The 11,773-nt window shown below is 47.8% G+C and carries 8 protein-coding genes; all 8 read right to left on the reverse strand.

The window, feature by feature from the left end; translation table 11 throughout:
• Positions 1–81: 81 nt before the first annotated feature.
• Entirely contained in the window at positions 82–1,440 is a 1,359-nt protein-coding gene (locus HVMH_RS11630; protein ID WP_029911614.1) for a 4Fe-4S binding protein, read from the reverse strand.
• Between the two features lie 9 nt (positions 1,441–1,449).
• A complete protein-coding gene (locus HVMH_RS11635) occupies positions 1,450–3,546 on the reverse strand; it encodes a TonB-dependent receptor (protein WP_029911611.1) in 2,097 nt (698 codons plus the stop codon).
• A gap of 193 nt (positions 3,547–3,739) precedes the next feature.
• The gene (locus HVMH_RS11640; RefSeq protein WP_029911608.1) at positions 3,740–4,339 is read right to left on the reverse strand and encodes a YigZ family protein; all 600 of its coding nucleotides are present in this window, start codon (positions 4,337–4,339) and stop codon (positions 3,740–3,742) included.
• Entirely contained in the window at positions 4,339–5,271 is a 933-nt protein-coding gene (locus HVMH_RS11645; RefSeq protein ID WP_029911605.1) for a cation diffusion facilitator family transporter, read from the reverse strand. Before HVMH_RS11645 ends, HVMH_RS11640 begins: the two co-directional genes overlap by 1 nt.
• Positions 5,272–5,421: 150 nt before the next feature.
• A complete protein-coding gene (locus HVMH_RS11650; RefSeq protein WP_029911603.1) occupies positions 5,422–6,747 on the reverse strand; it encodes a TolC family protein in 1,326 nt (441 codons plus the stop codon).
• The gene (locus HVMH_RS11655; RefSeq protein WP_029911599.1) at positions 6,747–9,923 is read right to left on the reverse strand and encodes an efflux RND transporter permease subunit; all 3,177 of its coding nucleotides are present in this window, start codon (positions 9,921–9,923) and stop codon (positions 6,747–6,749) included. The genes HVMH_RS11650 and HVMH_RS11655 overlap by 1 nt, the downstream gene beginning before the upstream one ends.
• 12 nt (positions 9,924–9,935) lie before the next feature.
• Positions 9,936–11,225, reverse strand: a complete 1,290-nt coding sequence (locus HVMH_RS11660; RefSeq protein WP_029911596.1) for an efflux RND transporter periplasmic adaptor subunit — start codon at positions 11,223–11,225, stop codon at positions 9,936–9,938.
• Positions 11,226–11,327: 102 nt separating this feature from the next.
• Positions 11,328–11,717, reverse strand: coding sequence for a hypothetical protein (locus tag HVMH_RS11665; protein WP_029911593.1), 390 nt, complete (start codon positions 11,715–11,717; stop codon positions 11,328–11,330).
• Positions 11,718–11,773 lie beyond the last annotated feature (56 nt).

Raw genomic sequence — 11,773 nt, forward strand, 5'->3', positions numbered from 1 at the left:
TTTAAGTGTCGGATTCAGACAAATGATGACAGAGAAAAGAAGGGGAAATCGCGCCGCCACAACGGCGCGAAAAAAGAAAGGCTAGCGCAGTGTCATTGCCCACTGAGTCAAGATAACCAAGCCCAGATAAGCCCAGATAATCAAACCGGAAGTCAAAGTCGCCACCACCAGCTTGCCGGTTGTCAGTTGAAGCTGCTTGAGCTTTTTCACCAACACATAAGCCGCTACAAAAACCGCCAGATAATGAAACAACCCAAACAAATGCACCCAGGCATCTCTACGCGACGCCAATGGATGCATGGTCGAATCCGAGCCAAGCAACCAATAGAAGGCATTCCCCAAATCAGACGCATAGTGCAAAAAGAAAAAACTTCCGATATGGCTCAGTGCACCAATCAACATCAACGGCGCAAGCGCCAAGCCAGCATGTTCGAAAACACGACCATAGCTAACCTTAGTGAATTTACTGGTGACAAAAAAGCTGCCCAGAACAATACCAAATGTCATGACCACCGCCATCACCAGTGCAGCGAAACCGACCCAATCAACCATCGGAATTGCGGGCATGAAAGTCTCCAACCATTGACCTGCTTGAACCCAAGGCAACTCGCTCTTGATTGGGCTGTGCCCCAGCGCATGGTGAAAGCGCATGGTAAAGGTAATCACCGCCAACAGAGAAATGAACACCCAAATCGTCATTCTATCGAGCTGTTTTACCGGCTCGCTGACTTGTTTGGCAAACGCTCCCAAATTCCATTGCACCGAGTCACAGGCATGGTGGCAGTCCATACACAAGGTACAATCCTGCATATTGTTTTTGTTCTCAAACAAATAAGGTCTCAGGTTCCATTCACAAGACTTCACACAGTCAAAACTACGGCAGGTCTTACAGTTGCTCTGATCGGTTTTCAGGCTGGAAAATCCCACTTTTCCGTAGGATTTAATCACCGAACCAATCGGACAAACATAACGGCAATAGTCCATGTTCCGATATAGGTAGAATCCTGCAAACGCGATAATCGTCAGCACCAGAAAGTACATAGCACTGACAAAAGGAGACTTCAGGAAGCCCGGGAAAACATATACCGGCACCCAGTAACTCAGCAACAGCAAGCCAAAACCCCACCAGCGGTTTCTCATCCAATTCGGCATCAGTTTTTTCGGACCGATTCGGTTTAGATATTTACCGATGAAACTGTGCGGACAAACCGAACAGAAAACCGGCCCCAAGGTCACCATCGACAAGATCAAGAAAAACGGCCAAAACAAAGACCAGAACACCGCTGCGGTATAAGGGTTTTGCGACTCGTCAGGATAGGTCAATCCGAAATACACCGCACTGACAAAAAGCAGTAATACCAACACTCTCATCAAGTTCAGCAATTTAGGAGATTGATAAATCGTGCCTAACAATGGCCAGTTCAACATATTCGCCAACATAATCGTCTCCTAGAGCTGATAACGGTAGTTGAACTGGATATTGCGCGGCGCTCCCGGCGTATAGCTGTAGCTGCCACGACTATCCTTAGACACTTCTTCCGCATAACGCATATCAAACAGATTGTTGACGTTTAGCTGGAACAAATGCGCCTTCTGGCGGTAAGCGACCATCATATTCGTCACCATGTTATAACCACTGTATTTCTCAGTGTTGGCATCATCGATGTAATAACTACCGAACGCCATGCCCTCTACGCGAGCTTGATACCCTTTATGCTGATAATTGGCAAAAATCGAATACTGCTGCTCAGGAATGAATCGCACATGGTTGCCTGAATAATCGGCACCCGAGTCCTGATATTTCAGATAGCGATAATCCTGAACCGCGGCCGTCCCACCAATGCCGACTGAGGGTAAAACTTGGTAACCGACATTCAACTCGGCACCTTTTTTCTGGGTCTTACCGGCGTTCACATAGTAAGTGGTAGTGCCATCTTTGACGCCAACGATTTCATCTGTCAGGTCAATTTGGTAAAGCGCAAAAGTTGTCTGCAACTTCTGAGCATTGTGCTTATAACCCACCTCATATTGCACTGCGGTTGAAGCTTTAAGATTGGTCGCATGACCATAAGATCGGTTGTTGCTGATCTCGCTTTCCGTTGGTGCTTGTTGTGCGCCACTCACCGTTGCATACAAACGCGACAGTTTCGCAAGCTCATAGTTCACCGATGCTTTTGGCGCAAACAAGTCATAGTTTGCACGCGTCGTATAATGACCTTGCCCCGCAACATACTTAGCGCCGGCATAATCGTACTTCCAGTACTCATCACCGGAAATGTCCATATTCAAGTGGTCATAACGCACACCCAAGTCCATTTGCCAGCGTTCCGCAGGAGAGAAGGTTTGTTGGAAGTAAGCACCACTCAACAGGTTGGAAGAGTCTTCAACACTGGCCAATGTCCCTTTCGCATCAGAAGTGACATCAACAATTCTGCCAAACTTGATGACCGTGTCACGATACTGATACTTCTTACCTTGGTTACGGATATCCCCTCTCACCGTCACCCCAAACACCTGGCTCGCGTCGTGACCGAACAGTTGATGCTTACGGTCAAACATCAAATCCGTACCCACCACATAATTGTCTTTCGCATCGTTGATGATGCCCGTTACTGGGTGAAAATGCTGCCATTTGTTGACATAAAACTGTGGTTTGAATTCCAGCGTTTTACTTAATTTCGTTTTATATCGCGTATTGAAAAACAAGGTTTTGCTGTCACGAGCGCTTTTGGAAAACGCCGATCCGGTATTGGCTTTGTCATTTAACGTTTGACCACTTTGCAGATATTTTGCATAACCCGCCGCGTTCAATGACCCCGGTAGCTGAAGGTTGGATTCCTGATAGCTCAATTCCGTTTCAAGCGTCGACTCACCCTTGAAGAAATGTCCTTCCTTTATGGAGAACTGCGTGGTATCGAACTGGTTCCACTGACGCCAATTATTATCCGCTTGGCGGCGCGACAACTGGATGGAGATATTATCATTTTGCCCGGCTTCCCAAGTTTTGTGCAACGCAGCATTACGGCTGGTCTCGCTACCCGCGCCCAACTTCACATAGTCTTTGGTGCCATCAAATACGGAAATGGAGTTGATTGCCAACACGCCGCCACTGGCATTAGACGCCTCAATAGAGCCGGGGCCTTTGAACACTTCTACCGAACTGATGTCATCAATATCGACAAAATCAAAGCGGGTAAAACTGTCCGGATCAGTCATCGGCACACCATCGCGCAACACCATGATTTCACGCACACCATAAGGCGCTTTCAATCCGGCACCACGGATAATTAAACGCGAGTCATAACCACCGTTTTTGCTGACAGCAATTACACCCGGCATGGTTTTGATGATGTCGTTAATGTTTCGTGCGTTCTTCTTCTGAATGGTTTCACTTTTCACCACGTCAACACTTTGAGAAACATCCAACGCTTTTCTTTCTTGCTTAGTCGCCGTGACGGTAACCGCATCCAATGAAGTCTCCGCTTTAGCCGACATGGATAGAATGGCTAGGCAGATTCCAAGGGGAAGTTTTTTTAATTTAGGCATATTTTGTCCTCCCAAGATTTTCATGCATTCCCTCTGTTCACTTCCAAACCTTCGATTTAGAAAATGGGGAATAACTCCTTAAAAAAATTGTGGAGAATCTTACGGGAGGCTTAGAACCAAGACAATGTGACAAATTGTCGCACCCCAACCTGGCAGATTTTAGACTTGGCGCGCTAGGAAAAATGTAAATGCGTTACGAGGGTAAACGATAGGTGCAGCGATTTTGTTCCAATCGCTGGCAGAATGCTGCTTGATGCTCCAAAGGGAGCTGTAATTGAAGTGTGACTTGATTAGCGTAATCGACAGAAACCAACTTGCCCTCGGCTTCTTCCAAAAAGTGGCGTACCTGCTTTTCCAAAGCGAAATCGCAGGTCACTTCTATCGACACCATTTCCACTTGCTGAATGATAGGCAGAATTTCCATCACCGCTTGTGCCGCCTGTCCGTAGGCACGGGTCAGCCCGCCGGCACCGAGTTTGATACCGCCGAAATAACGCACAACGATGACCATGACATCGCCCACGCCTTTGTGTTGCAACACGTTCAAGATAGGTTTGCCAGCAGTGCCGGAAGGCTCGCCATCATCGCCCATCCCTGCATTCGAAGCGCAGGCAGGATTGCCTATTAAATAAGCCCAGCAGTGGTGTCGTGCATCAGGATATTGTGTTTTGATTTCGTCTAGCCATTGCATGCCTTGTTCACGGGTTTCGATGGTTTGCGCATAGGCGATGAAACGGCTTTTTTTGATTTCGATTTCCGCGTGCGTCAGCTCGGCGGGCACCGGGTAGGACATTACTCAGGGTCTCCAACGCTACGCTTCGCCCACACAGGGTCGGCAGTGAAAATAACATCCACCGCGAGGTATTCATAACGTTGTTTCAACTTATGGTAAAGATGGGTACGGAACAAATCCGCTTCTTGTAAATTGAAGTCACTGTCCGCTTTCATTTGAATATAAAGCTGAACATAAATGGAACGACCTAATTGAAGATAGCGTTTCTCGAAGCCGATAAAACGATCTTCTTTCAATTCATGGCGCACCAACTCTTCAATATCATTGGAAATCTCGGAGTTCTCGAAGCGACCAATCAACTGCAAGCCGTTTTCTTTCACGACTTTAATCGGCAATGGCAGCATCACCACAACTAACATGAGGATAACGATCGGGTCAGTATATGGCACCCAATCTTTATATTCGGTACCAGCCAGCCACATAGAGAACCCAAAGGAAATCCCAACCGCTAAACTCAACACGCCGCCGATTAGCCAACCTTGCAAATCGACCTCAATCAAATCGGATTTAACGCTCTTGTTCATACGGTAGAGGAAATAAGACAGCACAAACCCGAGCAAAGACGCCACAACGGCATAGAAAACAGCGATATCCGCCACAACATGACGTCCACCGTTTAACAGGGCGTGCACCGATGCATAGATCGCGAAAATGACCACCACCAGAATCATGATCCCTTTGATGAAGTTGAGCAAAGGTTCATAAATGGCATAGCCGAATGGCTGGTTTTGATTGGCTTGCTTGGAAATCAGGGTGGCAACGCGCAAGGTCAATAACCCCGCAGTCATGTCAATGAACGGATAGATAGCATCCATCAAGATTGCCTGAGAATGTGTCAGATAATAAAAACTCAAACCCAGCACCGCCATCACGACGTCACCAATCATTACAAGTTTGATGGCTTTCTTTTCAACTTCTAAGGTTCTGTCCATGGCTACAGGGAAAAATCATTCATTACGTTAAATTATCAAGATCGCCTATTTTAACGTAAAAAGCCGCCCGGCACCTCGGTTTTCCGGGCAGTTTTTTGTTTTTTTAAGACAGTAGACTACTCCTGCTTAAGCGGAATTACGCGTTCAAACTTATTTCAACAAGCCCAAAGCGCCATAAAACTCAAACCAGCTTTGCCAAATCTTCGCTTTGGTCAAAGGCACATCTCGTTGAGCTTTGTGCAAGCTACGTTGCGCATTGAGCAAGTCGAGAATATTCCGCGTGCCGGTGCGCAAACCGTTTTCTGTGGCTTTTACCGCTTCTTGGTTGGATGACAGTGCTGCTTTCAAAGCAGCAAGGCGTTCAACACCGGCTTGATAACTGAGCAAACTGTTTCTGATGGTTGCCTCCAGTTGTAACACCAATTGACGTTTCTGCGCTTGTGCCGCAGACACTTGAGCGCGAGACTTGGAAACCGCAGCATCGGTTCGGCCGCCGAGGTACAAAGGATACTTCAACTCCAAGCCGCCTTTGACACCTTGCATATCATCGTAGTAATTGCCATCACTATCGTTATACACATAAGCACCGAAGGCATCTAGCTGAACACCATTCTTGTTTTTTTCATAATCCACTTGTCGGTTAGCTGCCATGATCTGTTGCTCCAAAGCTTTCACCTGTGGATTCTGCAACAACCAATCCGGTTGAATTTTGGCATCTACTTTCTGGCTGGACGACACTCTATTAAGCAAAGTATCACTCGGCAAATCCTCCGGCATCTTCATTCGATGCAAATCGACCGATTCTCCAACTAGAGCAGATAAATCCGACTCGGTAATCGCCAACGCCTGCTTAGCCGCCAGCAAATCAGCACGGTTGTTATCCAGCCTTGCGCGAATCTCGGCGATATCGTTCAAATCTTGATAACCAACCTGAAAGCGCTTACGCACTTGCGTCATGATTGAAGAAATGGACGTTTGCTCTTTGACCAAAAAGTCCACTTGCGCCTGCTGCGACCAATAGCGGTAATAAAGCTCGGACAGTTGCAACATCAGCTTTTGTCTTTGGGATTCAAGCTGCCATTGCGCCGCATCATGTTGAAAAGTCGCCACTTGCGTCAAATCGGTTTTATCCGGTTGATACAAAGGATAGCTTGCCTTCAACTGGTTGGCGGTACGCCCGAAGTCCTTTTTCTTCATCCAGGCATAACTCAACTCTGATTGCAGCTGAACCTGAAGTTTTTCATAGGATGCCGCTTGTTTCTGTTGGCTCAACGCCCCCTGCGCCTGTGCCGAAAAAACTGCTAGGTTGGGGTTATTGCTTAAAGCGGTTTGGTATAACTGCATCAACTGCGCATCTTTTTGCAGCACTTTTTCCGGCGCTGTCACCGCCATTTGCGGCTCGGCAAAGGCCGAGCTTGCAACCAACATCAAAGCGACTGCCACCGTATGTACGGCTTGTTTCAATAAACTTTTCATTAACGTGTCTCCTCTTTTTGTGGAGCAATATTGTTGGCATGTTTGCCAAACAGTCGTCTGCGATAAAGCAAATAGGTGAGTATCGGAATCAAAATCATCGACACGATTGGCGCAGAAATCATGCCGCCAATCATCGGTGCGGCGATACGTTTCATCACATCCGCACCCGTGCCTTCACCAAACAGGATTGGCAACAGCCCTATGACAATCACAGCTACGGTCATGGCTTTAGGTCGTACACGTTGCACCGCACCCTGCATAATCGCAGCACGTAGGTCTTGAATCGAGTTCAATTGATTGGCTTCTTTCGCATGATTGATCGCTTGCTTGAGATACAACAACATCACCACCCCAAACTCGGCGGACACCCCGGCAAGGGCAATCATCCCGACCGCAACCGCGACAGAATAAGCGAAGCCCAATCCCCACAGGAACCAAAGCGACCCTAAGAGGGCAAACGGAATCACCAGCAGAATCATCGCCGCCTCAACCACATCTTTGAAAATGAAGTAAAGCAACAGGAAGATGATCAACAGCGTCAGAGGAACAATTTGCTCAAGTGATTTCTGCGCTTTGAGCAGATATTCATATTGCCCTGTCCAACTGATGCTGTAACCGGCAGGCAGTTTGACCTTTTGCTCGACGATTTTCTGCGCACGCGCAACGTAATCGCCTAAGTCCACCCCTTTGTTCAAGTCGACAAACGTCCAACCGTTCAAACGGGCGTTTTCGGATTTGATCATCGGAGGCCCAAGCTTAACGACCACATCAGCCACCTGACCCAACTCCAATTGCTGACCTTTCGGTGTGACAATCGGTAAAGTCTGTAGTTTTTGCAAAGAGTCTCGCCAGACTTGAGGGTAACGCAGGTTCATGGTGTAGCGTTCACGCCCTTCCAAGGTGGTGTTCAACACTTTACCACCCACTGCAGTGGACAGAATATCCGCCAGTTCTGCCATACTCAAACCATAGCGCGCCATGGCTTTTCGGTTTGGCAGAATATCCATGTAGCGACCGCCTTCCGCCCTGTCGGAATAGGCCGACAAAGTCCCTGGCACCTGCTTCAATACCGCTTCCAACTGACGACCGATTTTGTCGATTTGGTGTAAGTCGTCACCGGCGACCTTGATACCAATCGGTGTTTTTATCCCGGTGGAAAGCATGTCTATCCGGGTTTTAATCGGTTGTACCCAAGCATTCGTCACCCCAGGGAATTTCACCTTGTCGTTCAACTGAGTAATCAGTTTTTCCAAGGTCATACCCTGCGGCCACTCTGACTTAGGCTTGAGCTGAATGGTGGTTTCGATCATCGTCAAAGGCGCGGGATCAGTTGCGGTATCCGCACGACCGATTTTACCGAACACGCTTTTCACCTCCGGAAAGCTTTTAATCAAAGCATCCGTTTCCTGTAAAAGCGTTTGTGCTTCGCCAATCGACAACCCGGGTAGAGTAGTCGGCATATACAACAAGTCGCCTTCTTCCAGTTCCGGCATGAACTCTGAGCCCAAGTTTTGCCAAGGGTAGAATGCCGTGACGAAAAGTACCAAAGACACCGCCAACACGCTTTTCGGCCAGTGCAATAGCTTATCCAACAATGGACGATAACCTGCAATCAACACACGGTTAATCGGGTTGTTCGTTTCATGTGGAACCTTGCCACGCACGAAGTAGCCTATCAGCACCGGCACCAGAGAAATCGCCAACCCGGCTGCCACCGCCATCGCCAGCGTTTTGGTCAGAGCCAATGGCGTGAACAAACGTCCTGCTTGCTCTTGCAGAGAGAAGATCGGAATAAAACTCAAGGCGATAATCAGCAATGACAAGAACAATGGCAAACCAACTTCTTTCGACGCATCCAAAATCAACTGCCAGTGCACTTCACCTTTTGCAACCTCACCGTTTTCACGATGATAGGCCTCAAGATGCTTATGCGCGTTTTCAATCATCACGATAGAGGCATCGACCATGGTTCCGATGGCAATGGCAATCCCCCCCAAACTCATGATATTGGCGGAAACCCCCAGTTTTTCAAGAATGATAAACGCACCGAGAATTCCCAAAGGCAAGGAAACTACTGCCACCAGCGCCGAACGCAAATGCATCAGGAACACCAGTGAAATAAGCGCAACCACCAGAATCTCTTCGATCAGCTTGTCTTTCAGGGTGTCTACCGAGCGGTTAATCAAACCGGAGCGGTCATAAACTTCCTTGATTTCCACGCCTTTTGGCAGCCCCGGCTTCAACTCGGCAAGCTTACGTTTAACCGCTTGAATCACTTTCAAGGCATTTTCACCGGAACGCATCACAATGATGCCGCCAACCACTTCGCCTTCCCCATTCAGTTCAGCAATACCACGACGCGGTTGTGGCCCCAGTTTAATCTGCGCGATGTCCTTCAACATCACTGGCGTTTTATCTTTGGAGAAAATTCCAACCTGCACGTCACCCAACTGGCTCACTTTAGTGACATAGCCTTTGAGCGCGACCATATATTCGGCTTCGCCTTGCTCAATGACCGACGCCCCCATTTCAACACTTGAGTTGCGAATGGCTTTTTCCACCTGTTGCAAACTCAGGTTATAGGCGCGAAGTTTATTAGGGTCAATGGTGACTTGGTATTGCTTGATCATCCCGCCGACAGAAGCGACTTCCGACACGCCAGGCACCGATTGCAACTCATACTTCAAGAACCAGTCCTGCAAGGTTCTGAGTTGCGACAAATCATGGTGGTGTGTCTTATCGACCAAAGCATATTCGTACACCCAGCCCACACCAGAAGCATCCGGCCCAAGGGTCGGCTGAACATCGGCTGGCAAGGCCCCCTTAACCTGGCTCAAATACTCCAGAACACGAGAACGCGCCCAATAAGGGTCGGTACCATCCTGAAACAACACATAAACATACGAGTCGCCGAAAAACGAATAGCCACGAACCGCTTTGGTTTTAGGAACGGACATCATCAACTTGGAAATCGGATAGGTGACCTGATCTTCCACCACCTGAGGCGTTTGCCCCGCATAAGGTGTTTTGACGATGACTTGAACATCCGACAAATCAGGAATCGCATCCAACGGTGTTTTTTGAAATGACACCCAGCCGGTTATGGCGACTGCGACACTCAACAACAGTATCAGCACCCGATTTTGAATCGAGTAGGCAATTATTTTATTAATCATAAAACCTCCCGATTAATGTTGATGGTCAGTGTGAGCCGGCTTCTCGGACGCACTGCTAGTCGACATCAATTTTCTGAGGTTACTTTGAATCTGACTTTCAGAATCCAACAGGAACTGACCGGAAACCACAATACGGTCGCCTTCATCCAAGCCGGAGTAGATTTCGACAATGCCTTGCGTTTCCATACCCGTGACGACTTTCACCACTTGGAACTCGCCATTATCCAGCTCTTTCACCACGCGTTTTTCATGACCATCGTCAATCACAGCGCTAAGCGGAATGGCTAAGGTATTGTGTTTCGGTCCACCATAGATCGCCACATTGACAAACATGTTCGGCTTAAGCGCTAAATCCTTGTTTTCCACTGGAAGACGCACTTTCAAAGCTTGCGAAGCGACATCCGTCACCGGGTAGATATAATCAATCACACCTTCCCACTTGCGGCTCGGATAAGCTTCTGTAGAAATGTCCGCGGTCAAACCATCTTTAATCCAGCTTTGTTGCAAAGGCATGACTTCGGCTTCTATCCAAACACTCGACAAGTCAGCGACACTCATCAACTCGGTTTGCGGTTGTACATACATGCCGTCCTGCACAATAAGACTCGATACCACACCATCCTGCGGCGCATAAATCGGTACCTGATTGATAGTTTTTCCGGTTTTTTCGATTTTACGGATGACGGAATTATCCAGCCCTAAGAGCGATAAGCGGATTTCAGCGGACTGCACCAATGAATCAGCGGATCGACCGATGCGTTTACGGTTCTGTACAGCCAGCAACAAATCCTGCTCGGCGGATACGATTTCCGGGGAATAGATACGATAAAGCAACTGACCTTTTTTGATGCTTTCACCATTGCTTCGCACCGCCAAATCGCTAATCCAGCCTGATGCTCTTGGGTGAATATGCACCGCTTTGCTTTCATCTGCCACGACTTTTCCGAATGTCGGAATATATTTCCAAAGCGTGGTTTTCTGTACTTTGGTGGTTCGGATGGCAAACCCTTGTTTCGTACCGGAAGCCCCGCCTTGCCCAGCGAAAATCTTAGGAGCTTCTTCAGATGCCTTGAAAGCCTGTTTCACCAACGTCATACCACAAATAGGGCAAGTACCGGGGTGGTCGCGCACAATCTGCGGATGCATCGGACAAACATATTTATAAAGAATCTTGTCATCGCCTTTGCCTGGCGATAGGGTCATGAGTTTTTTGCCGTCGGCAGTATCCGCCAACGCCAATGCAGGTACGCCGCTCAGTACCGCTGAAATCATGCCGGAAAGAAATTGTCTACGAGTTTTCATAGAATTCACCTTTTTTCGAGAGTCTCTCGAAAGTATAAAAATTGACTAAACGATTGTGTGCTGAACGCTTAAACAGGGTTCAAAAGGCACAGTGAAGCGAATTCAGGCGAATTTTGGAGGACGGATGTGTTTGCTGGTAGGCGCAACCGGTAAGGTTGTTTGCAAAGCGAAAACCGGCATCTCAGATGGCACGGCAAAATGGAATTCCTGCATCACCAGGTCAGCGACAGGATAGATAACATGACACGTATCCATATCGTAATCACAGGGACCGTGGCAATAAGGACAATAATGTGCATAGGACATTTTTGGCAAATCTTGAGTCATCGCAACGATATGCATAGAGCCCGACATCGTCATATCACCCATCATCATGCCTTGATGATTCATATTATGATGCATTGAGATTTCGACATTCTGACCGCTTTCAGGCAAAGGGATAGCCGCCGCCCAATGAGAATACAGGGCAGAGAACAGAACCATATAGGCCATGAAATAATGTCTTAGTCGCTTTTTCATAAGTTCAATTTTAAGAGAATGCTTATATT

It is taken from the genome of Hydrogenovibrio marinus, assembly GCF_013340845.1.
Taxonomy (GTDB): Bacteria; Pseudomonadota; Gammaproteobacteria; order Thiomicrospirales; family Thiomicrospiraceae; genus Hydrogenovibrio; species Hydrogenovibrio marinus.

Bases quoted from the DNA above. Each gene is read 5' to 3' on its own strand.
- HVMH_RS11630 (WP_029911614.1), bottom strand. From the start codon at position 1,440: ATGTTGGCGAATATGTTGAACTGGCCATTGTTAGGCACGATTTATCAA.
- HVMH_RS11640 (WP_029911608.1), bottom strand. From the start codon at position 4,339: ATGTCCTACCCGGTGCCCGCCGAGCTGACGCACGCGGAAATCGAAATC.
- HVMH_RS11645 (WP_029911605.1), bottom strand. From the start codon at position 5,271: ATGGACAGAACCTTAGAAGTTGAAAAGAAAGCCATCAAACTTGTAATG.
- HVMH_RS11635 (WP_029911611.1), bottom strand. From the start codon at position 3,546: ATGCCTAAATTAAAAAAACTTCCCCTTGGAATCTGCCTAGCCATTCTA.
- HVMH_RS11665 (WP_029911593.1), bottom strand. From the start codon at position 11,717: ATGGCCTATATGGTTCTGTTCTCTGCCCTGTATTCTCATTGGGCGGCG.
- HVMH_RS11655 (WP_029911599.1), bottom strand. From the start codon at position 9,923: ATGATTAATAAAATAATTGCCTACTCGATTCAAAATCGGGTGCTGATA.
- HVMH_RS11650 (WP_029911603.1), bottom strand. From the start codon at position 6,747: ATGAAAAGTTTATTGAAACAAGCCGTACATACGGTGGCAGTCGCTTTG.
- HVMH_RS11660 (WP_029911596.1), bottom strand. From the start codon at position 11,225: ATGAAAACTCGTAGACAATTTCTTTCCGGCATGATTTCAGCGGTACTG.